The sequence below is a fragment of the Beduini sp. genome (assembly GCF_047239305.1).
Taxonomy (GTDB): Bacteria; Bacillota_I; Bacilli_A; order Erysipelotrichales; family Coprobacillaceae; genus Beduini.
Map to the genome: position 1 here is coordinate 39996 of NZ_JBKTEM010000001.1, position 23953 is coordinate 63948.

General features: G+C 37.0%; 31 protein-coding genes. 27 read left to right on the plus strand and 4 right to left on the minus strand.

Features of this window, described 5'->3' with window-relative positions:
* Positions 1-22: 22 nt before the first annotated feature.
* From ACLRVU_RS00215 to ACLRVU_RS00225, 3 genes are all read left to right on the plus strand, one after another.
* Positions 23-1261 (plus strand): aminopeptidase P N-terminal domain-containing protein, encoded by a 1239-nt coding sequence (locus ACLRVU_RS00215; RefSeq protein ID WP_412890156.1) that lies wholly within the window; start codon positions 23-25, stop codon positions 1259-1261.
* Position 1262: 1 nt separating this feature from the next.
* Positions 1263-1793 carry a GNAT family N-acetyltransferase gene (locus ACLRVU_RS00220; protein ID WP_412890157.1) on the plus strand — a complete coding sequence of 177 codons (531 nt, stop codon included), beginning with the start codon at positions 1263-1265 and terminating at the stop codon, positions 1791-1793.
* An 85-nt stretch (positions 1794-1878) separates the two neighbouring features.
* A complete protein-coding gene (locus ACLRVU_RS00225) occupies positions 1879-2511 on the plus strand; it encodes a GyrI-like domain-containing protein (protein ID WP_412890158.1) in 633 nt (210 codons plus the stop codon).
* A gap of 50 nt (positions 2512-2561) precedes the next feature.
* Here the strand turns inward: ACLRVU_RS00225 and ACLRVU_RS00230 are convergent, their stop codons facing one another.
* Positions 2562-3995: a 6-phospho-beta-glucosidase gene (locus ACLRVU_RS00230; protein WP_147552764.1), complete on the minus strand. Its 1434-nt coding sequence runs from the start codon at positions 3993-3995 to the stop codon at positions 2562-2564.
* Between the two features lie 74 nt (positions 3996-4069).
* Positions 4070-5002 carry a helix-turn-helix domain-containing protein gene (locus ACLRVU_RS00235; protein ID WP_412890159.1) on the minus strand — a complete coding sequence of 311 codons (933 nt, stop codon included), beginning with the start codon at positions 5000-5002 and terminating at the stop codon, positions 4070-4072.
* Between the two features lie 374 nt (positions 5003-5376).
* Here ACLRVU_RS00235 and ACLRVU_RS00240 point away from each other — a divergent pair, with 374 nt between their 5' ends.
* The 8 genes from ACLRVU_RS00240 (at position 5377) to ACLRVU_RS00275 (ending at position 10502) form a co-directional block, all read left to right on the plus strand.
* Complete coding sequence (locus tag ACLRVU_RS00240) at positions 5377-5724, plus strand: hypothetical protein (protein WP_412890160.1); 348 nt, start codon at positions 5377-5379, stop codon at positions 5722-5724.
* Positions 5619-6041 carry a M23 family metallopeptidase gene (locus ACLRVU_RS00245; RefSeq protein WP_412890161.1) on the plus strand — a complete coding sequence of 141 codons (423 nt, stop codon included), beginning with the start codon at positions 5619-5621 and terminating at the stop codon, positions 6039-6041. Before ACLRVU_RS00240 ends, ACLRVU_RS00245 begins: the two co-directional genes overlap by 106 nt.
* Positions 6042-6217: 176 nt before the next feature.
* Entirely contained in the window at positions 6218-6415 is a 198-nt protein-coding gene (locus ACLRVU_RS00250) for a YabP/YqfC family sporulation protein (RefSeq protein WP_412096728.1), read from the plus strand.
* Positions 6408-7373, plus strand: a complete 966-nt coding sequence (locus ACLRVU_RS00255) for a sporulation protein YqfD (protein ID WP_412890162.1) — start codon at positions 6408-6410, stop codon at positions 7371-7373. Before ACLRVU_RS00250 ends, ACLRVU_RS00255 begins: the two co-directional genes overlap by 8 nt.
* Positions 7348-8322, plus strand: coding sequence for a PhoH family protein (locus ACLRVU_RS00260; RefSeq protein ID WP_412890163.1), 975 nt, complete (start codon positions 7348-7350; stop codon positions 8320-8322). The genes ACLRVU_RS00255 and ACLRVU_RS00260 overlap by 26 nt, the downstream gene beginning before the upstream one ends.
* A gap of 56 nt (positions 8323-8378) precedes the next feature.
* Positions 8379-9614 carry a DEAD/DEAH box helicase gene (locus tag ACLRVU_RS00265; protein ID WP_412890164.1) on the plus strand — a complete coding sequence of 412 codons (1236 nt, stop codon included), beginning with the start codon at positions 8379-8381 and terminating at the stop codon, positions 9612-9614.
* A 141-nt stretch (positions 9615-9755) separates the two neighbouring features.
* Positions 9756-10163 carry a helix-turn-helix domain-containing protein gene (locus ACLRVU_RS00270; protein ID WP_147552782.1) on the plus strand — a complete coding sequence of 136 codons (408 nt, stop codon included), beginning with the start codon at positions 9756-9758 and terminating at the stop codon, positions 10161-10163.
* Positions 10164-10172: 9 nt separating this feature from the next.
* Positions 10173-10502 carry a hypothetical protein gene (locus ACLRVU_RS00275; protein ID WP_412890165.1) on the plus strand — a complete coding sequence of 110 codons (330 nt, stop codon included), beginning with the start codon at positions 10173-10175 and terminating at the stop codon, positions 10500-10502.
* 37 nt (positions 10503-10539) lie between these two features.
* Here ACLRVU_RS00275 and ACLRVU_RS00280 read toward each other — a convergent pair whose 3' ends face one another.
* Positions 10540-11925 carry an MATE family efflux transporter gene (locus ACLRVU_RS00280; RefSeq protein ID WP_412890166.1) on the minus strand — a complete coding sequence of 462 codons (1386 nt, stop codon included), beginning with the start codon at positions 11923-11925 and terminating at the stop codon, positions 10540-10542.
* 271 nt (positions 11926-12196) lie between these two features.
* On the minus strand, positions 12197-12823 hold the full coding sequence (locus ACLRVU_RS00285; protein WP_412890167.1) for a hypothetical protein: 627 nt from the start codon (positions 12821-12823) through the stop codon (positions 12197-12199).
* Between the two features lie 249 nt (positions 12824-13072).
* Between ACLRVU_RS00285 and ACLRVU_RS00290 the strand changes: the two genes are divergently transcribed.
* The 16 genes from ACLRVU_RS00290 (at position 13073) to ACLRVU_RS00365 (ending at position 23917) form a co-directional block, all read left to right on the plus strand.
* Positions 13073-13882 carry an MBL fold metallo-hydrolase gene (locus tag ACLRVU_RS00290; RefSeq protein WP_412890168.1) on the plus strand — a complete coding sequence of 270 codons (810 nt, stop codon included), beginning with the start codon at positions 13073-13075 and terminating at the stop codon, positions 13880-13882.
* Positions 13873-14037, plus strand: a complete 165-nt coding sequence (locus tag ACLRVU_RS00295) for a hypothetical protein (RefSeq protein WP_412890169.1) — start codon at positions 13873-13875, stop codon at positions 14035-14037. The genes ACLRVU_RS00290 and ACLRVU_RS00295 overlap by 10 nt, the downstream gene beginning before the upstream one ends.
* Positions 14027-14419 carry a hypothetical protein gene (locus ACLRVU_RS00300; RefSeq protein ID WP_412890170.1) on the plus strand — a complete coding sequence of 131 codons (393 nt, stop codon included), beginning with the start codon at positions 14027-14029 and terminating at the stop codon, positions 14417-14419. The genes ACLRVU_RS00295 and ACLRVU_RS00300 overlap by 11 nt, the downstream gene beginning before the upstream one ends.
* Positions 14420-14507: 88 nt before the next feature.
* On the plus strand, positions 14508-14705 hold the full coding sequence (locus ACLRVU_RS00305; RefSeq protein ID WP_412890171.1) for a hypothetical protein: 198 nt from the start codon (positions 14508-14510) through the stop codon (positions 14703-14705).
* Between the two features lie 304 nt (positions 14706-15009).
* A complete protein-coding gene (locus ACLRVU_RS00310) occupies positions 15010-15990 on the plus strand; it encodes an ATP phosphoribosyltransferase regulatory subunit (protein WP_412890172.1) in 981 nt (326 codons plus the stop codon).
* Positions 15983-16609, plus strand: coding sequence for an ATP phosphoribosyltransferase (gene hisG / locus ACLRVU_RS00315; protein ID WP_412890173.1), 627 nt, complete (start codon positions 15983-15985; stop codon positions 16607-16609). The genes ACLRVU_RS00310 and hisG overlap by 8 nt, the downstream gene beginning before the upstream one ends.
* Positions 16603-17904, plus strand: coding sequence for a histidinol dehydrogenase (hisD, locus tag ACLRVU_RS00320; protein WP_412890174.1), 1302 nt, complete (start codon positions 16603-16605; stop codon positions 17902-17904). The genes hisG and hisD overlap by 7 nt, the downstream gene beginning before the upstream one ends.
* Before the next feature lies 1 nt (position 17905).
* Positions 17906-18487 carry an imidazoleglycerol-phosphate dehydratase HisB gene (hisB, locus tag ACLRVU_RS00325; RefSeq protein WP_412890175.1) on the plus strand — a complete coding sequence of 194 codons (582 nt, stop codon included), beginning with the start codon at positions 17906-17908 and terminating at the stop codon, positions 18485-18487.
* 9 nt (positions 18488-18496) lie between these two features.
* Positions 18497-19105, plus strand: a complete 609-nt coding sequence (gene hisH / locus ACLRVU_RS00330) for an imidazole glycerol phosphate synthase subunit HisH (protein ID WP_412890176.1) — start codon at positions 18497-18499, stop codon at positions 19103-19105.
* Positions 19099-19830, plus strand: a complete 732-nt coding sequence (gene hisA, locus ACLRVU_RS00335; protein ID WP_412890177.1) for a 1-(5-phosphoribosyl)-5-[(5-phosphoribosylamino)methylideneamino]imidazole-4-carboxamide isomerase — start codon at positions 19099-19101, stop codon at positions 19828-19830. The genes hisH and hisA overlap by 7 nt, the downstream gene beginning before the upstream one ends.
* Positions 19800-20558: an imidazole glycerol phosphate synthase subunit HisF gene (hisF, locus tag ACLRVU_RS00340; RefSeq protein WP_412890178.1), complete on the plus strand. Its 759-nt coding sequence runs from the start codon at positions 19800-19802 to the stop codon at positions 20556-20558. The genes hisA and hisF overlap by 31 nt, the downstream gene beginning before the upstream one ends.
* Positions 20559-20562: 4 nt before the next feature.
* The gene (gene hisIE, locus ACLRVU_RS00345) at positions 20563-21204 is read left to right on the plus strand and encodes a bifunctional phosphoribosyl-AMP cyclohydrolase/phosphoribosyl-ATP diphosphatase HisIE (RefSeq protein ID WP_412890179.1); all 642 of its coding nucleotides are present in this window, start codon (positions 20563-20565) and stop codon (positions 21202-21204) included.
* Positions 21204-21998 (plus strand): histidinol-phosphatase HisJ family protein, encoded by a 795-nt coding sequence (locus ACLRVU_RS00350; protein WP_412890180.1) that lies wholly within the window; start codon positions 21204-21206, stop codon positions 21996-21998. Before hisIE ends, ACLRVU_RS00350 begins: the two co-directional genes overlap by 1 nt.
* 48 nt (positions 21999-22046) lie before the next feature.
* Positions 22047-23210 (plus strand): cation diffusion facilitator family transporter, encoded by a 1164-nt coding sequence (locus ACLRVU_RS00355; protein ID WP_412096725.1) that lies wholly within the window; start codon positions 22047-22049, stop codon positions 23208-23210.
* A gap of 87 nt (positions 23211-23297) precedes the next feature.
* Positions 23298-23510, plus strand: a complete 213-nt coding sequence (locus ACLRVU_RS00360; protein WP_412890181.1) for a DUF6465 family protein — start codon at positions 23298-23300, stop codon at positions 23508-23510.
* Between the two features lie 137 nt (positions 23511-23647).
* Positions 23648-23917 (plus strand): HPr family phosphocarrier protein, encoded by a 270-nt coding sequence (locus ACLRVU_RS00365; protein WP_147552819.1) that lies wholly within the window; start codon positions 23648-23650, stop codon positions 23915-23917.
* Positions 23918-23953: the final 36 nt, after the last annotated feature.

A 23953-nucleotide genomic window follows, 5' to 3' on the forward strand; every position in this document is an offset into this window, starting at 1 on the left:
AAAGAGGTAAGGGGGAAAAACAATGAGCAAAAAAGCAAGACAGACACAAGTCTATGAACAAATGCAAGAAAATGATTTATTGATTCTTTATTCAGGAGTACAGCATCACATTAGTTTAGATGCTTATCATCCATTTGCTGTAAATACACAATTCTTTTATTTGACCGGGATTGAAAGAAAAGACGTGATATTTGTGATGCATAAAAACACAGAAATGGAACCTGTTTTATTTATTAAGCGTATCGATCCATTGGAAGAAAAGTGGCAGGGAAAACAGTTAACAGCGGCTCAGGCCAGTGAGTTATCACAGATTAAAACGATTAAATATTTAGATGAATTTGATAAATATATGAATACTTTGATGATGCAAAATAATATTCAAAACGTTTATTTTGATCTGTATCGTAATTCACCGACAGATTTACCGGACTATAATATGGTAAAAGCAGAGGAGTTTAAAAGGACCTATCCATCTGTAAGAATTAAAAACGCTTATGCCTTGATTGCACCGCTTCGTATGCAAAAAGATGAAGAAGAAATTGCTAAGGTGCAAGAAGCAATTGATATTACACAAAGCGGTTTAGAATTTGTGATGCAGACATTAAAACCGGGAATGCAGGAAAATCAGGTGCAGGCTAACTTTGAATATCGGATTCGCTATAATGGTGCAAGTGGTCCGTCTTTTGCGACCATTGCCGGTGCCGGATATAACGGAACCATGCTGCATTATTCCGAAAACTGCGGACCTTGCAGAGAAAATGAAATGATCCTTTTGGATTTAGGGGCAAAATATGATGGATATTGTGCCGATATTACACGTACGTATCCAATCAATGGAAAATTTACTGCTCGTCAAAAACAAATTTATGATATTGTCTTAAAAGCAAATCAGACCGTTGCCGCTACAGCTAAACCAGGCATGACAACAGTTGAACTAAACAATGTTTGCAAAGAAGTATTAGCTGAGGGATTAAAAGAGATTGGATTGATTAAAGAAGACAGTGAATTGATCAAGTATTATATGCATGGGGTATCCCATCATTTAGGTATTGATGTTCATGATGCGACGATTGCCAGCAATAAGGAATTACGCCCCGGAGCAATCATTACCAACGAACCGGGACTTTATATTGACGAAGAAAGCATTGGTATTCGTATTGAAGATGATTTGCTGATTACAGAAGACGGATGCGTGGTATTATCAAAAGATATTATCCGTACAACAGACGAAATCGAAGCCTATATGGCTCAGTTTAAATAAGATGATGAAATCTCATTGGATAAAGAGTAAGCGACTGGTATTGAAACCACATGGAATAAGCTACTTAGAATCCACTCATGTTTATGCCAGTGATGTAAGCAATACATTATATATGGTGCATCTTCCCAATAAAAATAGAGAAGAAACAAAATATTTTTTAGAAAACGTAAGTAAAGAATGGGAAAAGGAAACTCCGGATTTTTATGAATTTGCCGTTTTGCTGAATGACGTGCATATTGGTGCAGTTTCAGTCTATCTTGATGAAAATCATGCTGTCGGTGAACTGGGCTGGATATTAAATAAACGCTACTGGCATCATGGATATGCCACTGAGGCTGCTAAAGCAATGATTGAATTTGCTAAATCGATAGGGTTAAAACAATTGATTGCGCATTGTGATGATCAAAATACGGCATCTTATAAAGTCATGGAAAAGTTAGGGATGGAGTTTGTTTCGATTACGGATGGACGTTATAATAAAGCCAGCAAGGAAGAATCCAAAGAACGTATGTATCAGTTGATTTTAGAATAGGGAAACCTATTCTTTTTTTAACCGGACAGACAGGTGTCAAGTTATCTTTGGTATAATAAGCTTAGAAATGAAAGGAGAATGAACGATGGCATTTGATTATAAAAAAGAACAAAAGGCATTTTATCGTCCAACAGTAAAACCACAGATTATCGATATTCCTCCAATGCAGTTTCTATCCGTAGAAGGAGCAGGAAACCCGAATGATCCTGATGGGCAGTACAGGGATGCGATTGGACAGCTTTATGGAGTTGCTTATACTTTAAAGATGAGCTATAAGAAAGGCTATGATATGGAAGGCTTTTTCGAATATGTTGTCCCTCCGTTAGAAGGATTTTGGTGGATGGAAAACAAAAAGGGCGTAGATTACGCCCATAAAGAAGATTTTCATTGGATCTCACTGATTCGTCTGCCTGAATTTGTTAAAGAGAAGGATGTGGAATGGGCAAAAGAACAAGCCACTCTTAAAAAGAAGAAAGATTTTTCAAAAGTGAAGCTCATTAACTATGATGAGGGGTGCTGTGTGCAATGCCTGCATTTAGGGAGCTATAATGATGAACCGCAGACAGTAGAAAAGATGCACCATTATATCCAAGAAAACGGCTATGTCTTGGATATTACCGATCAGCGTTACCATCATGAAATCTATTTATCCGATGGACGCAAATCTGATCCAACTAAAATGAAAACGATTATTCGTCATCCTATTCGTCAATTATAACGTTTGACACAATAAAGCCCCATTCTAATAAATAGAGTGGGGCAATAGATTTATTTACTTAAATCTTCACCGTTTGTAGCAATTACTTTTTTATACCAATCAAACGAATCTTTTTTACTTCTGTCTAGGGTTCCTTTACCTTCATTATCTTTATCTACGTAAATGAAACCATAGCGTTTTTTCATTTCTCCGGTACCAGCGGAAACAAGGTCAATACATCCCCAAGGCGTATATCCCATTAAGTCGACACCATCTTCATCAACCGCTTTTTTCATTTCGGCGATATGGGCAGCTAAATAATCTATACGATATGGATCATGCACAGAACCATCAGCCTCTTTCACATCAATAGCTCCAAATCCGTTTTCAACGATAAACATTGGTAATTGATAGTGATCATAGAACCAGTTTAAGGCATAACGCAGTCCAACTGGATCGATCTGCCATCCCCAGTCACTCGCTTTAACATGAGGATTTTTTACTAAATCGATGGTTTCATCATAATCATAATGTGGGTTATCACGGGTGATTTTTGTGGCAAAAGACATGTAGTAGCTAAAACCGATGTAATCTACACAGCCATCTAATAAATCATCTTCATCTTGTTCGGTAATATCTAAATCATAGCCTTTTCTTTCAAAGAATTTCTGCATATAAGTTGGATAGTAACCACGAACATGTACATCTGTGAACCAATAACGTTTATGCATTGCTCCAACAGACATCATCATATCTTCCGGATCACAAGAATATGGATAGATCGGACACATGGCAATCATACACCCGATTTGGAATTCAGGATTAATTTCGTGACCGATTTTAACACATTGGGCACTTGCTACTAATTCATAGTGAGCTGCTTGATACATGATTTGTTCACGATCTTCGCCTTCAACGTACTTTACTCCTGAGTTAGTGAAAGGTGCAAAATCTTCTTTGTAATTTGCTTGATTGTTGATTTCGTTAAATGTCATCCAGTATTTAACTTTGTTTTTATAACGTTTGAAACATACTGTAGCAAAACGAACAAAGAATTCAATCATTTTACGATTGCGCCATCCACCATACTGTGTGACTAAATAATATGGCATTTCAAAGTGGGATAAGGTAATGACAGGTTCAATATTATGTTTGATACATTCATCAAATAAATCATCATAGAACTTTAACCCTTCTTCGTTAGGTTCTGTTTCATCCCCTTTAGGGAAAATTCTTGTCCAAGCAATACTTGTTCTAAAGCATTTAAAGCCCATTTCTGCAAATAAAGCAATATCTTCTTTGTAACGATGATAAAAATCGATCGCTTCATGATTAGGATAGTTTTCCCCTTCAATAACACCATCTGTGATTCTTCTTGGAACTCCGTTTGCTCCGACTGTCATTACATCGGCAACACTAGGTCCTTTTCCGCCTTGATCCCAGCCACCTTCAAGCTGATGAGCAGCAACGGCACCGCCCCATAAAAAGTCTTCTCTAAAACTCATTTTATAAGCCTCCTTTAATTCATCCCTATTATACACAATCTGACCATTAAAATAAATACTTTAGATAAATGTTGTTAAAAGTTTGAGGCAGTTAAATAAAGCCCGGCTAACAACACTAAATTGATAATAACAGTTATTACCACGCTTCTTACATAAGGATAGGGCTTTTCTTTTGCTTTTTTCATTTTATTATCTGTCATAAGCATCCATGCTACATTATAAATGAGATAAGGAAACAAAATCAGTAAAAGCTGCATAGCTTCAGGAGTATTATTGGAAATATTGAAATGCTCCATCACAAACCACATCATACCTACTAAACTGAAAACAGAGCCTAAAAAGACAAACAAAGGAATTTGACTGCCGGCATTATCTACTTTCTTTAAAAGCAGTTGATCTTTATAGCGATAATTTACAAGCAAGATAGAACTGATAAAATTTATAATGAAAATCAGCATGACCAGCGGAAATATCTTAGTATTGACATCAAGATAGACTAAAATCAAAAATAACAGCATGAATCCACTAATATCTATTAATACAACATGGAGTATAGAAAGGATCATCTTTTTTAATGTTGGATAATGATAAGGCAGGGAAGAATCAAAGCCGGCAATTAAGGTATAGTCTTCATTTTTGATGATATAGTTAAATATGAAATAAAGTGTTGTTGCCATTAAAAGCATGATATAAACGAAAATATCTTCACCAATTAAAGGAAGCCCTAAGTTCATACGAACGATCAAATTAATAACTGCCATTAAAACAATGCTCATATAAATGAAAGCAGAGTAATTTTTGATCGGTTTTGCGGCAATGGATAAATGGATCAGATCTGTATTGAAGATCTCACCTAAACGCTGCAGAGTTTGCAGATCAGGCGTCGTTTTCCCGTTTTCATAAGAGGAGATTGCCTGTCTGGTAATAAACAAAAGATCTGCCAGTTCTTGCTGAGTCATTCCCTTTTGCTGTCGTAAATTTTTAATTTGTTCACCGATATTATTCATAAGTTTCACCTCATAGCTATTGTATAGTTTCGTCCTGATAAAGTCACGCAACAAATCATTGCTATTGAAATTGTGTTCATAACAAGCTTATTTTTTATTATCAAAAATGACAGCTGCATATATGTATGATACGATAATTCTATAAAAAGGAGGCGATCATTATATTAAAAGCAATTCAGCTCATGAAAAAAATGTACTGGCTTGAGTGTCTTGGACTCTTAGGAACCCTTCTTGATTATCCCTATATGAATCTTTTTTACTTATTTTTTCTATTAGCTCCGATTGAGTTTATTCTGAGTTTGATATGTGTTTTAAAAAAAGAGGAGCATTCTTCAGAAATACGAGATTTAAAATTTCTTTTTCAGAATCTTGGCATGCTGATAGGGATTCCGCTTATTTATATGCGCTGTTGGTTTCGTTTGCCTAATCGTCATTATAAAGCAAAAGTTAGTTACAGACTTCCGTTTGATGGCGAATGGCTGACGGTAAATGGTGGGTTAGACAAAGAAACATCACATTCTTGGAGAATTTGCAATCAGCACTATGCCTATGATTTTTACATGGAGCAAGGTGAAAAGTCTTATCGCACAGATGGGTTGACAGTCAGTGACTATTATTGTTATGGGGAACCAGTTTTATCGCCGGCAGACGGGTTCGTTGTGGATATCAAGGATGGCTTGAGGATACCCCGATTAGTGCAAATGGAGAAATCCAATGCTTAGCTTCCGATATAAGAGGTAATTATATCGTCATTTATCATGGAGAAAAAGAATATACAACGATTGCTCATTTAAAAAAAGAGAGTATTCTTGTCAAGATAGGAGATCATGTATCACAGAGACAGCAAATTGCTTGCTGCGGCAACAGTGGGAATACCAGTGAACCACATATCCATTTCCAATTACAGCAGGGGAAAAGTTTTCTTTTTTCAGCGAGTCTGCCAATCTGCTTTGATGAAATTAAGGAGACCTCGACAGGTGCTGGCATTCACTATCTCACAAGAGGGCAGAGAGTAACAAATATAAAAAGAGTAAATTAAATAAAAGCTGATGATGATTTCATGAAGAGTTATGAGATGAATGAAGAAGAGTAAAATCTTCTTTTTTATTTGATAATGAAATCCCGATTCTATCAGCAATGGTTATTTTTTTATTAAAAGATGGGATTAAAGCATTTTGTTTAGAAGTGATTCATATAATTTCATGAGGTGATATTGTGATATATTTAGACCAAAGTAAGATCGTGATAAAGCAATATGAAAGCATCATCACATTAGAAACACATTGTATCCTATTGAAAATGCCTAAATGTATGTTAAAGCTGATTGGAGATGATTTCATCGTTGTGTACTTATCACAAGAAGAAATCCATATTCGAGGCATTATGAAAGAAGTTAAATTTATTTATGCTTAACATCGGTTTGGGCTATGATGTGTACGAAATTGAGTGTATCAATATCTCCTATTACATTGATTTATTTACTAAAAATAAAGTACAGCTGTACCATTTACGTAAGATCGATACATATACGTATAGTTTTTTAGTGCGGCGCAGAGACACTTATATCTTACAAAAAACAGATGCTCCGCTGCAATTTATTCGAAGTGTCGGTCCGCTTTACTACATTACTCGCTTTTTTAAAAGCAAGGTGAAGCTCGTCGGGGCAGCCGTTTTTATCGGTGTATTCTATTATACACAGCAGCATATTTTAAATTTAAAAATCATCGGTACGCAGTATCAGTTAAATGAAGAGATTGTCTCAAAGCTGAAAGACTATCATATTGACTTTTTTGATAAGAAAATGTCCTTGGATGACATCGCTGATTTAAAAAATCAACTGCTGAATGACTATAAAAGCAACATTGATTGGATAAATATCTATCAACAAGGGGAAACTATCTATATAGAGTACACCAATAAAAAAGAGTCACAGATCATAGAAAAAGATGTCCGTCCGATTGTTGCCTGCAAGGAAAGTGTTATTAAGGAGTTTCAGATTCAAAGTGGTTATATTATGAGCAGTATCAATCAGTATGTACAGCCGGGTGATTTATTGGTCAGCAATGCCATTGTGTCAACATTTGATGAGACAATTATGGTGTATCCTAAAGGGAAAGTGTATGGATATACATGGTATGATATTGAAAAAGAATTGCCGCTTCAAGATGAAGCTGACGATTTTAATACATTGCTGCTGCAAATCCGCAATGAACTGCAGCAGCAATTAGGCAGTGAGGCGAAGATTGACAAAGAAAAGGTTTTGCATTATAGCATTGATAATAGTAAAATAAAGTTAAAGGTACATTATACCGTAATAGAAGATATAGCATGCAAGGGAGATATGAATGAGCAAAACACTGAAACTAACTGAATATACAGTCGATCAGATTACACGTTTAGTAGGGATCGGCGAAAAAAATCTTGAATTGATTGAAAAACAGTTTGATATAAATATTATATTGCGCGGAGATGAACTGATTATTCAAAGTGAAGAGGAAACAATCGTTCAAAAAGTAGAAAGTTTAGTGATCGCCTTATTGGCATTAACAAAGAAGGGGCTAAATATTTCATCCAGAGATATTATCTATGCACTAAAACTGCAGCAGGATAATCACTTGGAAAAATTAGATGCGCTTTATGATGTTGTGATCGCTAAGACCATTACCGGGAAAGTGATTTATCCTAAAACAATAGGTCAGAAAGAATATTATTTAGCGTTGAAAAAGAATGATGTGGTTTTTGGAATCGGACCTGCCGGAACCGGAAAAACTTATCTGGCAGTTGTCTTTGCGGTAGCGGCATTAAAGAATAATGAAGTGAAGCGTATTGTATTAACTCGTCCGGCAGTAGAAGCGGGAGAGAGTTTAGGCTTTTTGCCAGGGGATTTAAAAGAAAAGGTGGATCCTTATCTGCGCCCTTTATATGATGCCCTTCATGATATGCTAGGTGTTGAGCAGACCGAGCGTCTGATTGAAAAAGGCACGATCGAGATTGCTCCGCTTGCCTACATGCGTGGGCGCACATTAGAAGATGCTTATGTGATCTTGGATGAAGCACAAAATACAACCGATGCCCAAATGAAAATGTTTTTGACTCGTTTAGGATTCAACTCCAAAATGGTCATTACCGGAGATATTACTCAAATCGATTTACCACGTGGTATCCATTCGGGATTAAAGATTGCTTCACAAATCTTACGTGGTGTTAAAGGAATTCAATTTGTTGAATTATCAGCGATGGATGTTGTTCGTCATCCCGTTGTTCAGCGTATTATCGAACGTTATGAGACACGTCCGCATGAAGAACACTATGAACAGTAGTGTTTTTCTTTTGTTTGTGTTATACTAAGCTGTATGTTTAAAGAAAGAGGAAATAAATGAAATTTAATGAATTACAATTAATCGAACCATTGCTGAAAGCGGTGGCTCATTTGAATTATGAAGAAGCGTCACCCATTCAGTCACAGGCAATTCCGCCTTTATTAGAAGGAAAGGATCTGCTGGGCTGTGCAAAGACCGGAACCGGGAAGACTGCAGCTTTTGCTTTACCTATCTTACAGAAACTTTATTTGCGTGAAGAAGCGGAGAAATATCCGCGCACGATCAAAGCTTTGATTCTAGCACCGACACGTGAATTAGCTATACAGATTAATGAGACATTCCAGTCACTGAATCCCTATGTCAACTTAAAATCAGCTGCCATCTTCGGCGGTGTGCGTCAGGGGCAGCAGGTGACGGCAATTGAACGTGGGATCGATGTCCTCATTGCAACACCGGGACGTTTATGGGACCTGTATGAACAGGGGTTATTGGATCTAAATCATATTGAATATTTTGTTTTAGATGAAGCAGACCGTATGTTAGATATGGGATTTATCCGTGATATTCGCAGGATTATGAAATTAATCCCGGTTAAAAGACAAACGATGCTTTTTTCAGCTACTTTGCCTGATGAAATACAGCACTTAGTTGATGAAATCTTACATGATCCGATTCGCATTATGATTAGCTCCGGACATATGACTGTAGAAAAGATTCAGCAGTCTTTGTATTATGTGGATAAATTAAATAAAGCTAAACTGCTGATTCGTTTGTTGGACGATCCACGCATTTATAATGCGATTGTGTTTGTACGTACAAAACGTAATGCAGATACGCTATGTAAGAAGCTTAACAAAGCAAAAATAACCGCAGAAGCGATTCACGGGGATAAATCACAGAATGCCCGTGTCCGTGCATTACAGAATTTTAAAGATAATAAAGCCCGTATTTTAGTAGCGACAGATATAGCGGCAAGAGGGATTGATATTGATGATTTGACTCATGTTATTAATTTTGATTTGCCTGAACAAGCAGAAAACTATGTGCATCGTATTGGGCGTACAGCTCGTGCAGGTGCAAGTGGAGAAGCGATCACATTTTGCTGTTATCAGGAAAAGGATTTATTAAAAGAGGTAGAAAAATTTATTCATCAGTCTATTCCAACTGTGGATAATCCTTATTACCCTATGGAAGATTTAAGTGCTCCTGTAAAAAAAGAAAAAACACAGCAAAAGAAAACCATGGCATCATCAAGAAGCCGACGCCCATCAAAAAGCGGTAAACGCCGTTAGGCAGCACTCATTTAGAGTGCTTTTATTGTATTAAATAAGCAATGTCAAAGGATTTTGACATGAAATATGATGATGTCAAAGAAGTTGGATAGACAAATAAACTTAAACATGACATGATGAGTACGAAAGGAATGAGACATTATGGAGATTGGGGATAAATTAAAAAAAGCAAGAACTGCTTCTTTGCTTACACAAGAAATGGTAGCCGACCAGCTTCAAGTTTCTCGGCAGACAATATCCAACTGGGAAAATGAGAAGTCCTATCCCGATATTATCAGTATTATTAAACTAAGTGATTTATATCAGATCAGTCTGGATGAACTATTGAAGGGGGATTCTAAAATGATTCAGCATTTAGAAGAAAGCACCGATACAGTCAACAGCAACAGAAAGCTGATCATGGCAATTGGTATTAATATATTTTTCTTAATATTATTTGTTTTATTTAATGGCTTGATCGCTAAAAATAATTATCTGATTATTGGCAGTGCTTCTATAGGAATCATCAGTACATGTTTCTTGTTTTATCAGATCATTAAAAAGTTTTAAGGAGGGATTATGATGACTTGGTATTTGATTATATTTGTGTTTATGGTATTAATGGGAGCTTTCGCATTAGCTTATCAAATTTTCCGTTTAACGGAGCTGGATGCGAAATGTCGTGGCTTAAAACATCCTAAATGGTGGGGATTGTTCTCTTTAAGCGGTAATAATGGAAGCGGCGGACTGATTCTATATTTGATCGGACGCAGAAAGTATCCGATTGCGATGAACAGCGAAGAAAGAACACTTATGAATTCACGTAAGAAAAGGGCAGGGGCTGCATTAGTTTTTATGGCAGTCGGCATGATCTGTTTAATGAGTACCTGTATCCTGTCTTTTAATTAAATAAAAAACGTTATGAATATTCATAACGCCATTAAGATCAAAGTGCTGCTTTTTCTTTTTGAAGCAGGACTTTTTTCTTTAAGTCACGGCCAATCGTCAGCCACATCGTCAAGTAACAAGCCCCACCGCCGATAAAGTTAGAGATCGGTTCCGCTAAGAAAATTCCGGTAATGCCCAGACCAAACATTTTAGGCAGGACCAGTGTTAATGGTATAACGATGAATACTTTTCTTAATAAAGAAAAGAAAACGGCTTGTTTAGACTTTCCTAAAGCGACTGCAACGGATTGCCCAGCAAATTGAAACGCCATCATAAAGAAACCAAAGAAATAAACTTTTAAAGAAGGAATGGCTACTTCGATCAGATGCGGTTCTTTATTAAAAATATGGATAAAGAAGCTTGGAAACAGCGTGATAATCAGCCACATCACAAAGGTATACGCTACACAAACAATTGTCATGAACTTAATGCCTTTTAATACGCGATCATAAGCCTGAGCGCCATAGTTATACCCTAATACCGGCTGAGAAGCATTCGTTAATCCGCTTGAAGGCATGGAGACAACTTCACGGATCGAATTGATGACGGTCATTGCCGCTACGTAAATGTCTCCGCCATAAGACTGCAAGCTGGCGTTGCAGACGATTGCCACTAAGGAATTGGTAATCGCCATAACAAATCCTGACATGCCTAAGGAAACGATTCGACGAATATACTCTAGCTTCAGTTTCATTCGCTGAAAGCGCAGTTTCAAAATCGTATTCTTACCAGTTAAAAAAAGAAGGATCCAGACCGCAGAAATAAATTGTGAAATAACAGTGGCTAAAGCAGCGCCACGTACTCCCATTTGAAAGGTAAAGATGAAGATCGGATCCAATACAATATTGGTAACAGCTCCTAATAAAACAGTCATCATCCCAATTTTAGCGAACCCCTGCGAATTGATAAAACTATTCATTCCTAGCCCGATCATCACAAATAAACTGCCTAACAGATAAATTGAAATGTAGGCATCGGCATATGGAAAGGTTGCCTCACTGGCACCAAACATGAAAAGCAATGGTTTTTTAAACAGTAAACCGATAATCGTTAAGAGAATACCGAAAATGACCATTAAAGCAAAAGAATTCCCCATGATTTCTTCTGCTTCTTTATCATTACCTTTCCCTCGAGCGATGGAACAAAGCGGTGCTCCGCCCATTCCAAATAGATTAGCAAATGCAATAATGATCGTAATCAGCGGTAGGGATAATCCTAATCCACTCATGGCTAGAGTCGCTCCATTATCGATGCGCCCAATAAAAATACGATCAACGATATTATATAAAACATTAATAAGCTGAGCGAGTGTCATAGGAATCGCAAGATTGATAATATTGCGTGCGACACTTCCCTTAGTAAAGTCGTTTTTTCTATTCTCCATAATTCCATCTCCCCTAATTTCTATAGTATAGCACCATTCAATGACCAGTGCCTGATTTTTCATGAATTGAATAAAAATAGCGCAGCAGCCAAGGCTACTACGCTCAATTATGTAAATTCTTTATCTGCTTAAAAACAGTAAGTATAAATAAATTCCTTTTTAATTTAATCTTTGTTTATGATACCTCCTCATTTTAAATTATAAATGATATGATTTTATGCCATCATTGTTTTAAACCGAATGGAAATATGGTCTCAAAGTGATTTTCTGATTATTCCCATGTTAACCTGATTTGACCGTCAGCATTCACTTCTAAAGTAAAGTATCCTGCATGACTCCATAACACAAATCCAAATTTCTTCATGGTATAATTAAAGGTCATTGACGCTCTTGCAGGTGAATATTCTTGTGACTGTTCTGTAATAATATTGAGGTCAAAGTTGTTTACAGTGGCATCCTCCCTTTTAAAAATAGGAGCATACACTTTGATGATTCTAGCAGGGTAGTTCCCTTTTACATCTGCATAAAAGCTAGCTTCTAAAACGCCGCTATGGATATGCGGACGCAACGTACTCAATCCGTCAGGAAGCGTTCCTGAACTCCAATCGGTTGTTTGCTGGGACTGCAGGGATTCATTAGAAATAGAATTCAGAATGTCTATTCGGATATCAATGTCTTGCATTTCATCATGATAAACGATGATCTCACCGGCGTGATCCAGCTTGGATAAATCAAGATCGGCATACATTTTTTCAGTTACCTTATTTTTATAAACTTTTACAGCGTTATTTTCTTCAACTAATGCGTAAGCCTTAACCCATCCCGCTGAAAATACACTAAGTCCAATGGCGGTGCATAAACTCATCGTTAACAGATATAATTTTTTTCTTCTTTTCATCGTTGTTTCTCCCTTTTGTTTTTAAAATCTGCTATTGTGTCTAGTGTCAAATATTCTATTATTTAAAAAAGGCTTTCTCTATTTAAATAGTAACACAATTATAAAAAATAGGGCTATTCTTTTTATGAAAACAGTGGTAACTTAGAAATATCATTTCTATTTTTTCATAGAGTAAAAAGTTGAACGTCAAATTCTTGCTTTTAAGTAAAATAATCAGTATACTTATTTAAGAATTGGAGGAATTTATTCATGGATAAATTATTGATTTTGGGAACTGGAAATGCCGCTGTTAAAAAGTGCTATAATACATGTTTTGCGTTAAAGAAAGATAATGAATACTTCCTTGTAGATGCCGGCGGAGGAAATGGAATCTTAGGGCGATTAGATGAGATGAACATTCCCTTAAATAGAATACATCATCTTTTTGTTACTCATGAACATACCGATCATATTTTAGGGGTAGTTTGGATCATTCGTATGATTACGACCAAAATTTTAGCGAATGACTATATGGGTACCTTTCATATTTACGCTCATACGGACTTGGTTCAGACAATTAGAACGCTTTGTGAGCTGACTTTACAAAAAAAGCTGACCGATTGTTTTGATTTGCGTGTACTCTTTCACCCCTTGCAAGATGGCGATCAATGGACAATCATGGATACACCTTTTACATTCTATGATATATTATCGACTAAGGCTAAGCAATTTGCTTTTACGTTTATCAATGATGATGGGAAAAAGATCGCCTTTGCCGGAGACGAGCCTTATAATGAAAAGTGCTTTGAATATGTAAAAGGCGCTGACTGGCTTATGCATGAAGCGTTCTGTCTATATGATCAGCGTGATATTTTTAAACCTTATGAAAAGCATCACAGTACAGCTAAAGATGCCGCTGTTTTAGCGACACAGCTGGGAGTTAAACATCTTATCCTTTGGCATACCGAAGAGGAAAATTTAAATGAACGAAAAACACTTTATACACAAGAAGCCGCAAAATATTTTAACGGCAGTATCTATGTACCCGATGATCTCGAGGTGATTGAGTTATGTCAGTAACTTTTGCGTCTATTGCTTTAGCTTGTCTTATTGTGATGGCAGTCTGCAGTATCGTGTTTCCCATTTTGTTTATTGTATCGTTCAATCGTTTTCGTAGGGAAATGAAACAAACATTTGAAAAAAGAAACTTAGAAGAGGTAGAAGATGAAATTTAAAGAACCCCGTTTGTTAAGTATCTGTGCAGTGGCTTTTATTGGTATGGTTGTTTTAGCGATTCAAGCTGCCAGTCAGCATGAAACAGCCAAATTAATTATGACTATTGTATTATCTTTAATGGCGTTAACGATGATGCTGGGACGTTTTAATATTTTAGTTAAAGAGGATTTTATGCTGGTTTACGCATTTCGCTATATCGGTATCTTGCCGGTCATGATTGATTATGCAGATTTAAAGGAAGTCAAACTGGTTTCAAAAACAAAAGTAAAAATTAAAACAACCAAACAAGACTTAACAGTCTATGTCTTAAATGCTTCAAAATTTGTCAGCTGTTTAAAAGAAAATACACAAAAATTAGAATTAGGAGTGGAATATCATTAGATATTTCATTTTTATTACCAATGATGCAATTATTGAAACTTTCATGTATAATAGAAATAGAGATGGATCAATAGAAAGGAGTATACATATGAACAGAAAAGAAAGGATCCTTAACATATCCCGTAAATCCGGTGTGGCAGTTGAAGAACTCGATGATACTTTAGATAATGAAACAGCAATGAATTGCCATAAAAAATGGCCAATCATTCTCATGCTTTTATTCTCATTTCTCTTTGTTTTTTATGGCGCTTACCGTATTTATACAGTATTCAAAAAGATTAGATAATGAAAAAAGCGGTCTTTGAGTAAGACTGCTTTTGTATTATAAGAAAGTTTATTAATTAAATTTGTGAAAAAGCTTTATTTTATATTTTATCTGTGATACTATACTATCAAGCGGAAGGTGATCATTATGAATACAAATCAAATTTCACAACAATTACATCACCATCATTGGATACAGTAGGGTTATATCAGCAAATTGATACAGCCCATTTTGTGTTATTTCAAAGGGTTGTATCTAATGACAAAAACGTGCTAAGCAAGCGAGTCATTGGACTCGCTTTTTTATTTATCTGGAGGGGGAAAATATGGAGAATTACAAATTTGTGCTTCCCGAAGAAGCGCAGGAAGCATTAAAAGGTCATGTCAGGACATTAAGAACAATAGAAACTAAGCTGAGAACGGTCTTTGATGACCAGCGATATGATGAAGTGATGATACCGACTTTTGAATACACAGATCTTTATCGGGAAATTTCTACCGGGATTGAAGTAGAACGATTATTTCAGTTTTTCAATAAAGATGGAAAGGCGATTTCATTAAGAGCTGATTTTACTTATCCGTTAGCCCGTTATCATGCATATGCCACGCAGGCAGTAGGACGTTATTGTTATTTCGGGAAGGTTTATCGAAAGCAGCTTAGCCACAAAGGACGTCAAAGCGAAATCTATCAGGCTGGAATTGAACTGATGGGTTTAGATGAAAAAACTGGAGATCAGGAATGCTTAACTGTGTTATCACAAAGCCTAAAGACAATTTTATTATCCAATGTGCAAACAGAGCTAGGCAGTGCCGCTTTTTTTAGACGCTTGGAAAGTCTTATAAAAGATGATGGACAATTAAAGATGATCCTAGATTATCGGGATATGAGTGCTATGGATTTATTTGTGAAGGAGAAAGTAAAAGACCAGATTATTGATCAAAAGATGGCAGACTTTTTGAATCAACTGATTACTTTGAATGGAAAGCAAGAGATATTTATCCAAGCTAAAACGTATTTGGAAGATGAAACGTTGCTGAAGGCGTTAAACCATTTGGAGATGCTTTATCTTGCTTTTAAAGATAAGTTTGAAGATTTAACAGTGGATTTAGCGATGGTACCAAAATTCAATTATTATACCGGATTGATGATTAAGGCATATCACTTAGAAGCCCCCGAAGCGATTATCAGTGGCGGACGTTATGATCAATTGCTTCAGGTCTTTGGACGGGATAGTCAAGCGATAGGATTGAGCTTTAATTTAGATATGCTAAGTGAACTAGCGGATAAGGAGAAACAAAATGATTAAGATCGCAGTAACAAAAGGAAGAATAGAAAAACAAGTAAGTCATTTGCTTTTAGAAGCCGGTTATGACATGCGCCCATTATTAAATAAAGATCGTGAGCTGTTAATTACCACACAGGATGATCTGCAGTTTATCTTTGCCAAAGCAAATGATGTCCTTACCTTTTTAGAGCATGGCATTGTCGATATTGGCTTTGTGGGGAAGGATACTTTGGATGAAAGTGAATTTAACGATTATTATAATCTACTGGATTTAAAGATCGGTCAATGTTACTTTGCGGTTGCCAGTTATCCGCAGTATAGAAATACACAGTTTAACCGCCGCAAGCGCATTGCTTCAAAATATACGACTGTCGCTAAACGTTATTTTCAATCTAAATTGGAGGATGTAGAGATCATTAAGCTGGAAGGATCGGTTGAATTAGGTCCGATCGTGGGTATCGCAGATGCGATCGTCGATATCGTGGAAACCGGCTCAACATTAAAAGCCAATGGTTTAGAAGTCATTGAAAAAATCAGCGATATCAGCACTCGCTGTGTCTGCAATAAAGTAAGTTTTAAATTTAAAAAAGAGGAAATATTGACGTTAATTGAACGTCTGAAGGGGGAAACAACATGTTAGAAAGAATGAAATTTACAGGAGATTATACTGCATTGGATCAATTATTCAGTGCTCGTAAGGCAACGATTAATAAAGAAGTCAATGAAACGGTAGAAAAAATCATTCAGGATATTATCGATCGTCAGGATGAGGCTTTGTTTGAATATGCCAAACGTTTTGATGGGTATGAGATTAAAAGTTCAAAGGATCTTTTGGTCACAAAAGAGGAAGTGAATGAAGCCGTAGAACGTGTCGGTGATAACTTTATTCGTATTTTAGAAAGAACGAAGAGTCAGCTCATTGATTTTCACCAGCATCAATTAAGTCAGTCTTGGTCATTATTTAAAGAAAACGGTGTTATCATGGGACAGATTGTCAGAGGATTAAGACGAGTTGCATTATATGTTCCCGGAGGAACTGCGACCTACCCTTCAACAGTTCTTATGAATGCGATTCCTGCTCAGCTTGCCGGTGTCAAAGAGTTAATAATTATTACACCCGTAAAAGCAGATGGGAAAGTAAGTGATGTCATATTAGCGGCAGCTCATGTCTGCGGTATCGAAACTATCTATAAAGTAGGGGGTGCACAAGCTGTTGCTGCCGTTGCCTATGGAACACCTTCGATTAAAAAAGTAGATAAGATTGTCGGTCCGGGAAACATCTATGTGGCAACTGCCAAAAAATGCTGCTACGGAGCTGTGGATATTGATATGATTGCCGGACCTAGTGAGGTACTGGTAATTGCCGATGCATCGGCGAATCCTAAATATATTGCTGCTGACTTAATGAGTCAGGCAGAACACGATCGTTTAGCTAGTGCTATTTTAGTAACGACTTCTCCTATGTTAGTAGAGGAAGTCGAAAAAGAGCTAACCCGTCAGTTAAATACGCTGTCACGTCGAGAAATCATCGAAGAATCTTTGCAGAATTATGGGGGAGCAGTTCTTGTAGACTCAATTCAGGAAGCCTTTGACGTATCGAATTATATAGCGCCAGAACATTTGGAAGTCCTAGTTGATCAGCCAATGAATACTTTACCTTATATCGAGAATGCCGGATCTATCTTTTTAGGTGAATATACTCCGGAACCATTAGGGGATTATATGAGTGGAACAAACCATGTTCTGCCAACAAGCGGTACGGCTAAATTCTATTCTGCTTTAGGGGTATATGATTTTGTTAAATATTCGTCATACAGCCAATATCCAAGAAATATCTTAGATACTTTTAAAGAGGATGTGGTTGAATTTGCTCAATTAGAAGGCTTAGACGCTCACGCTAATTCAATTAAAGTCCGTTTTGAGGAGGAAGATTAAGATGGAAATGATTAAGATCGCCAGAAAGACGAATGAAACGGATATTATTGTAGAACTGAAACTGAATGGAGATGGAAAAAGTTCGATTCATTCGGGTATTGGATTTTTAGATCATATGTTGACTCTCTTTGCTTTTCATTCCGGTATGGATCTTAATTTGACCTGCCGGGGGGATTTAGAGGTAGACACGCATCATTCGATTGAAGATATCGGTATTACTTTAGGACAGGCAATGGATAAAGCCTTGGGAGAACGCAATGGAATTCAGCGATATGGCAATGTCTTCTTGCCGATGGATGAGGCTTTGGCACAAGTCACCTTAGATTTATGTCGACGCAGTTATTTGGTTTACCATTGTGAATTGCCGGTTGAAAGAGTCGGGACTTTTGAATGCGAGATGCTGGAAGAATTTCTGCGTGCATTTGCCTTTAATACCCAGATGACGCTGCATGTCAATTTGCTTTATGGAAAGAATGCCCATCATATGATCGAAGCGATTTTTAAAGGGATGGGGCAAGCACTCAAACAGGCGATTCAATTCACTCAGGATCAGCGCCCAATGTCAACGAAAGGACAATTATAGGTGAAGCATATGGTCATTATCATTGATTATCATGTCGGTAATTTAAAAAGTGTGTTAAATGGCTGCCGCCGAGCTGGAATAGAAGCTCAAATCAGCAGTGATAAGGAAACGATTAAGAATGCCAAAGCATTGATTTTGCCGGGAGTAGGGACATTTAAAGCGGCAATGGAGCATTTAAAGGAAACTGATCTCATTGATACCATTCAAGAATGTAAAGAAAAAGGAACCCCTATTTTAGGAATCTGCCTAGGAATGCAGATTCTGTTTGAAGAAGGAAATGAAGTAACACCAACAAAAGGTCTGGGATTTTTATCGGGGAAAGTATCCCCCATCGAATGTACGCTTAAAATTCCTCATATGGGATGGAATGAATTATATTTTGAAAATGAGCATCCTTTGCTGAAATATTTATCTGAAAAAGAAGATGTTTATTTTGTTCATTCTTTTCAAGCCTACTGTCCTACTTGTGAGGTTATCGCTTACGCGCGCTATAAAGAGGCGTATATTCCGGCAATTGTAGCAAAAAACAATGTGATGGGGTGTCAGTTTCATCCGGAAAAAAGCGGAGAAACAGGAAAGAAGATCTTAAAGGCATTTAAGGAGATGATTGCATGTTAATATTGCCGGCTATTGATTTAAAAGATGGAAAAGTAGTGCGTTTATTTAAAGGGGATTATCAAAAAGAAACGATCTATGCCTTAGATGCAGTGGAAATTGCTTCTTATTATGAAAAAATAGGCGCTGATTTCTTACATTTAGTTGATCTAAACGGAGCCAAAGAGGGCTGCCGCATCAATCAAAAGACAATTGCTTCTATTCGTGAACATACCCAGCTACCCATTGAACTAGGTGGCGGCATTCGTGACAAAGAGACGATTGCATTTTATTTAGAGAAATTAAAAATAGATCGTATCATTTTAGGAACGGTGGCACTGAAAAACAAACCGTTGCTAAAAGAAGCGCTCCAGCTTTACGGAGCAGAAAGGATTGTAGTAGGCGTAGATATTAAAGACGGCTGTGTCGCTACTGAAGGGTGGCTGGATACCAGCAAAGTCGATTATCTTACTTTTCTAAAAGAGCTGGAAGGTCTGCGAGTTCGTTATGTGGTGGTCACTGATATCAGTAAAGACGGAACTTTAAGCGGACCAAATTTTGAACTGTATGAGAAAATTCGGCAGGAAACTCAGCTGAAAGTGATTGTGTCCGGAGGCATTAGCTGCAAGGAAGATGTTTATCAAGTAAAAGACAATTACGGCTGTATCATTGGGAAAGCCTTTTATGATGGGAAAATAGATTTAGAGGAGGTCATTGCATGCTTAAAAAAAGAATCATTCCCTGTTTAGATATAAAAGATGGGAAAGTGGTCAAAGGCATTCATTTTAACGGATTAAAAGAAGTCGGAGATCCGGTTGAACTGGCACGTCATTATGATGAGCAAGGAGCAGATGAAATCGTTTTTTTGGATATTACCGCAACGTATGAGAATCGCGATACTATGTATGCACTAGTAGAAGAAGCTGCCGGATCCTTATCGATTCCTTTGGCAATTGGCGGCGGTGTCCGTCATTTAGATGATTTTAGAAAAGTACTGCTATGCGGAGCTGATAAAATTTCGATTAACTCTGCAGCTATTCGTGAGCCTGAACTGATTAATCAGGCGGCACGAGAATTTGGCAGTCAGTGCGTAGTTGTGGCTATTGACGCAAAGAAGAATAAACAAACGAATCGTTTTGAAGTGTATATCAAAGGCGGACGAGAAAATACCGGTATTGATCTTGTTGCTTGGGCAAAAGAATGCCAGCAAAGAGGAGCCGGTGAAATCCTTTTGACATCGATGGATAAAGATGGCACCCAATCCGGTTATGATATTGAAATGCTGCAGGCAGTATGTGTAGCAACTAGTATTCCGGTTATTGCCAGCGGGGGCTGTGGGGAAGTTGACGATATCATAGAGGTATTTAAAAAGACGGATTGTGATGCGGCACTGGTGGCTTCTTTATTCCATTATGGAATCAGTACAATCAGTGAAGTAAAAGAACGATTGAAAGAAAATAATATTCCAGTGAGGTAGAAAGATGAAACCAGATTTTAATAAAATGCCGCTGATTCCGGCAATCATACAGGATTATAAAACGGGTGAGGTGCTAATGCTGGCCTACGTGAATGAAGAAGCTTATGAAAAAATGTTGGAAAAAAATCAGACTTATTTTTATTCCCGCAGCCGTCAGACATTATGGCATAAAGGAGAAACATCAGGACATTTTCAAAATATTAAATACATAGCGTTGGACTGTGATCAGGATACTTTATTGATCCAGGTGGAACAGATCGGAAATGCTTGTCACACAGGTGCTTACAGTTGTTTTTTCAATGACATCCAAGGAGAAGTGGGACCAAGCACAATATTCCAATCCGTCTATGATCTGATTAAAGATCGTCAAGTCAATCCGATAGAAAATTCTTATACGAACTATCTTTTTGATCAAGGAACTGATAAAATATGTAAAAAGATTGGAGAAGAAGCCAGTGAAACCATCATTGCGGCAAAAAATGAGGATCGTGATGAACTGATTGGTGAAATAGATGATCTTTTGTATCATGTTTTTGTCCTGATGGCTAAAAAGAACATCTCTTTGCAGGATATTCAAAACAAATTGAAAGAGCGCCATCAGATCACGGGCAATAAAAAAACATTCCATCAAAAAGGAGAGTATTAATGAGAAAAATAGATTATCATATGCACACTTGCTTTTCTGCTGATAGTGAGGCAAACCCACAGCAGCATATCGAGCAGGCTATTAAAATGGGATTAGATGAAATCTGCTTTACAGATCATCAGGATTTTCATTATCCGGGAACCTCATTTGACGTAGATGTTGATCATTATTTGGAAACGATGCAGGATTTGAAAAAGACCTATCAGGATCAGCTGAAGATCAAGGTTGGGATCGAAATCGGATTAGACTGTCTTTATCAAGATGAAATTCAAACATTTATTGAAACACATCCTTTTGATTATGTGATTGGTTCAATCCATGCCATAAGAAATACTGAATTCTTTTTACCGGGAAAATTCTTTGACGGTAAAACAAAAGAAGAAGCACATCGTGAATTTTTTGAAGAAACACTGCGTTGTGTACAACAATTTGATGATTTTAACTGCTTAGGACATCTAGATTATATCGTTCGTTATGGTCCTTACGAAGATAAGTCGGTCAACCATGCCAGCTATCAGGATATTATCGATGAAATCTTTAAAACATTAATTAAAAAAGGAAAAGGAATTGAAGTGAATACATCCGGGTTTAAAGATTTAAAAACTTGTGGTTTTCCAAATTTTGAACAGGTGCAGCGCTATTATGATTTAGGCGGTCGGATCATTACGATCGGGACCGATTCACATACCAGTGATAGAGTAGGGGAGAATGTTGACAGAGTCGTAAAGGAACTTGAAAAGATCGGTTTCAAGGATGTTTCAACTTTCACAAAACGTGTGAAAGATTCGATTTAATTGTGCTATAATAAATAAAATAGCACTTTTTGTTTGAAGGGGGATATTATGCAATTCTTAATAAAAAAATGTATCAAAGATTATGAACAGGTAGATCGGCGAGAAGTGAGAGAGCGCTATGGAACATTTGTCAGCATTATTTCTATTATATGCAATATTGTCTTGGCTACTTCTAAATTAATCGTTGGAATATTTTCTAAAAGTATCTCCATTCAGGCTGATGCCTTAAACAACTATTCAGATGTGGGGAGCAATCTTGCCACCTTATTTGGCTTTAAGCTTGCAAGCAAGCACCCCGATACGGATCATCCCTACGGACATGGACGCATTGAATATATTTCCGGATTAATTATCTCGTTTTTAATTTTATTGGTGGCGTTGCAGTCATTGAAAGAATCCGTGATGAAAATTATTCATCCGGAAGTGATTCAATTCAGTTATATCGGGATAGCAGTACTGATTTTTTCGATGCTGGTGAAATTTTTGATGGCAAAAATGAATAAGACAATCGGTGAACGTATTCATTCGACTTCTTTAAAAGCTGCCAGTCAGGACAGCTATAATGATATGATCACTACTTTTGCAGCCATGATCGGGATGCTGGTCAGTCATTTTGCGTCATGGAATATTGATGGGTGGATCGGATTATTTGTATCCTTCATTGTATTAAAAGCGGGATATGACGTTTTTAAAGATACGGTCGGGCCATTGCTGGGACAGGCACCGGATAAAGAGTTGGTAGAAGGAATTGCCAATCTGGTGATGTCTTATCAAGGAATTTTAGGCATTCATGATTTTATGCTCCATGATTACGGCCCCGGAAGATCGTTTGTTACACTGCATGCAGAGATTGACTGCCATGATGATCTTTTAGAAATTCATGATGTGATTGATTTAGTCGAAAGGGAAATTCTAAGCCGCTTTAATGTACACGCTACCATTCACATGGATCCGGTGGATAGTACGAATGAAATGATCAATGAATTAAAAGAAAAAGTAATTCAGATCATTGAAAAAATTAATCCTGTCTATACGATCCATGATTTTCGCTTAGTCAGCGGACCGACGCATACGAATATTCTTTTTGATGTTGTTTTGCCACCGGAAGATGAAACGAATGTGATTGAATTGAAAGCGGAAATTGATCGGGAAGTGAAGCGATTGGATAAGAATTTCTTTAGTGTTGTTGAAGTGGATCGCGCTTATTATTGATGCTTATGTCATATTCCATAAATATTTGTCTAATTCTTCGGTTTGTGCTATTATTTAAATAGATATATTAAATAACGGAGGGACTATATGAAAACAAAAATGGAAATTCAATATCATGACAAAAATGTCGTCACAGCAGATATTGAAAAAGCAGTAAAAGAGGAACTGAAAGTTAAGGGGATAAAAATGAATACAATCGACACTTTGGATATATTCTATCAGCCAGAAACCGGTGTGATTTACTATTTGGCTAATTTAGCGGATGGGACCAACGCAAAAGGGGAAGTAGTGGAGATTTAGCTGTGAATAGAGGCGCTGCCTCTTTTTTTTGTCGACTTTTGTAAGCGCAAACATTTTTAGTTAAAAGCATTGGATTATTCCTAAAAGTACGCTATAATAGAAGCATGAAAGGTCAATCAGTTAGGGAGGAATGGAATATGACTTTGAACTATAAATTTGTGGTGACTGATCCGTTAGGGATGCACGCAAAATCTTTAACCGCTTTAGTAAATGAAGCAAGCAAGTTTGACAGCAACATCAAATTAATCTATGATGGGAAAGAGGCGAGCTTGAAATCGATCATGGGTGTGATGGCATTGGGGATTCCTACAAAGGCACACTTGGAAATCGTAGCCGAAGGGCAGGATGAGCCGGAAGTGATCGATAAGTTAAAAGAAATCATCAAAGATTTGCATATTGCCGAATAAACAAGTGATTAAAGTAGAAAAATAGGGGTGGATAAA

Excerpts from the sequence above, each read along its gene's own strand:
- ACLRVU_RS00255 (WP_412890162.1), top strand. The coding sequence starts at position 6,408 with ATGCTTAACATCGGTTTGGGCTATGATGTGTACGAAATTGAGTGTATC.
- hisH (WP_412890176.1), top strand. The coding sequence starts at position 18,497 with ATGGTCATTATCATTGATTATCATGTCGGTAATTTAAAAAGTGTGTTA.
- ACLRVU_RS00310 (WP_412890172.1), top strand. The coding sequence starts at position 15,010 with ATGGAGAATTACAAATTTGTGCTTCCCGAAGAAGCGCAGGAAGCATTA.
- ACLRVU_RS00240 (WP_412890160.1), top strand. The coding sequence starts at position 5,377 with ATGCTGATAGGGATTCCGCTTATTTATATGCGCTGTTGGTTTCGTTTG.
- ACLRVU_RS00265 (WP_412890164.1), top strand. The coding sequence starts at position 8,379 with ATGAAATTTAATGAATTACAATTAATCGAACCATTGCTGAAAGCGGTG.
- ACLRVU_RS00360 (WP_412890181.1), top strand. The coding sequence starts at position 23,298 with ATGAAAACAAAAATGGAAATTCAATATCATGACAAAAATGTCGTCACA.
- hisG (WP_412890173.1), top strand. The coding sequence starts at position 15,983 with ATGATTAAGATCGCAGTAACAAAAGGAAGAATAGAAAAACAAGTAAGT.
- ACLRVU_RS00285 (WP_412890167.1), bottom strand. The coding sequence starts at position 12,823 with ATGAAAAGAAGAAAAAAATTATATCTGTTAACGATGAGTTTATGCACC.
- ACLRVU_RS00305 (WP_412890171.1), top strand. The coding sequence starts at position 14,508 with ATGAACAGAAAAGAAAGGATCCTTAACATATCCCGTAAATCCGGTGTG.
- hisF (WP_412890178.1), top strand. The coding sequence starts at position 19,800 with ATGCTTAAAAAAAGAATCATTCCCTGTTTAGATATAAAAGATGGGAAA.
- ACLRVU_RS00355 (WP_412096725.1), top strand. The coding sequence starts at position 22,047 with ATGCAATTCTTAATAAAAAAATGTATCAAAGATTATGAACAGGTAGAT.
- ACLRVU_RS00260 (WP_412890163.1), top strand. The coding sequence starts at position 7,348 with ATGAGCAAAACACTGAAACTAACTGAATATACAGTCGATCAGATTACA.
- ACLRVU_RS00280 (WP_412890166.1), bottom strand. The coding sequence starts at position 11,925 with ATGGAGAATAGAAAAAACGACTTTACTAAGGGAAGTGTCGCACGCAAT.
- ACLRVU_RS00230 (WP_147552764.1), bottom strand. The coding sequence starts at position 3,995 with ATGAGTTTTAGAGAAGACTTTTTATGGGGCGGTGCCGTTGCTGCTCAT.
- hisA (WP_412890177.1), top strand. The coding sequence starts at position 19,099 with ATGTTAATATTGCCGGCTATTGATTTAAAAGATGGAAAAGTAGTGCGT.
- ACLRVU_RS00290 (WP_412890168.1), top strand. The coding sequence starts at position 13,073 with ATGGATAAATTATTGATTTTGGGAACTGGAAATGCCGCTGTTAAAAAG.
- hisB (WP_412890175.1), top strand. The coding sequence starts at position 17,906 with ATGGAAATGATTAAGATCGCCAGAAAGACGAATGAAACGGATATTATT.
- ACLRVU_RS00215 (WP_412890156.1), top strand. The coding sequence starts at position 23 with ATGAGCAAAAAAGCAAGACAGACACAAGTCTATGAACAAATGCAAGAA.
- ACLRVU_RS00235 (WP_412890159.1), bottom strand. The coding sequence starts at position 5,002 with ATGAATAATATCGGTGAACAAATTAAAAATTTACGACAGCAAAAGGGA.
- hisIE (WP_412890179.1), top strand. The coding sequence starts at position 20,563 with ATGAAACCAGATTTTAATAAAATGCCGCTGATTCCGGCAATCATACAG.
- ACLRVU_RS00365 (WP_147552819.1), top strand. The coding sequence starts at position 23,648 with ATGACTTTGAACTATAAATTTGTGGTGACTGATCCGTTAGGGATGCAC.
- ACLRVU_RS00350 (WP_412890180.1), top strand. The coding sequence starts at position 21,204 with ATGAGAAAAATAGATTATCATATGCACACTTGCTTTTCTGCTGATAGT.
- ACLRVU_RS00275 (WP_412890165.1), top strand. The coding sequence starts at position 10,173 with ATGATGACTTGGTATTTGATTATATTTGTGTTTATGGTATTAATGGGA.
- ACLRVU_RS00300 (WP_412890170.1), top strand. The coding sequence starts at position 14,027 with ATGAAATTTAAAGAACCCCGTTTGTTAAGTATCTGTGCAGTGGCTTTT.
- ACLRVU_RS00270 (WP_147552782.1), top strand. The coding sequence starts at position 9,756 with ATGGAGATTGGGGATAAATTAAAAAAAGCAAGAACTGCTTCTTTGCTT.
- hisD (WP_412890174.1), top strand. The coding sequence starts at position 16,603 with ATGTTAGAAAGAATGAAATTTACAGGAGATTATACTGCATTGGATCAA.
- ACLRVU_RS00220 (WP_412890157.1), top strand. The coding sequence starts at position 1,263 with ATGATGAAATCTCATTGGATAAAGAGTAAGCGACTGGTATTGAAACCA.
- ACLRVU_RS00225 (WP_412890158.1), top strand. The coding sequence starts at position 1,879 with ATGGCATTTGATTATAAAAAAGAACAAAAGGCATTTTATCGTCCAACA.
- ACLRVU_RS00295 (WP_412890169.1), top strand. The coding sequence starts at position 13,873 with ATGTCAGTAACTTTTGCGTCTATTGCTTTAGCTTGTCTTATTGTGATG.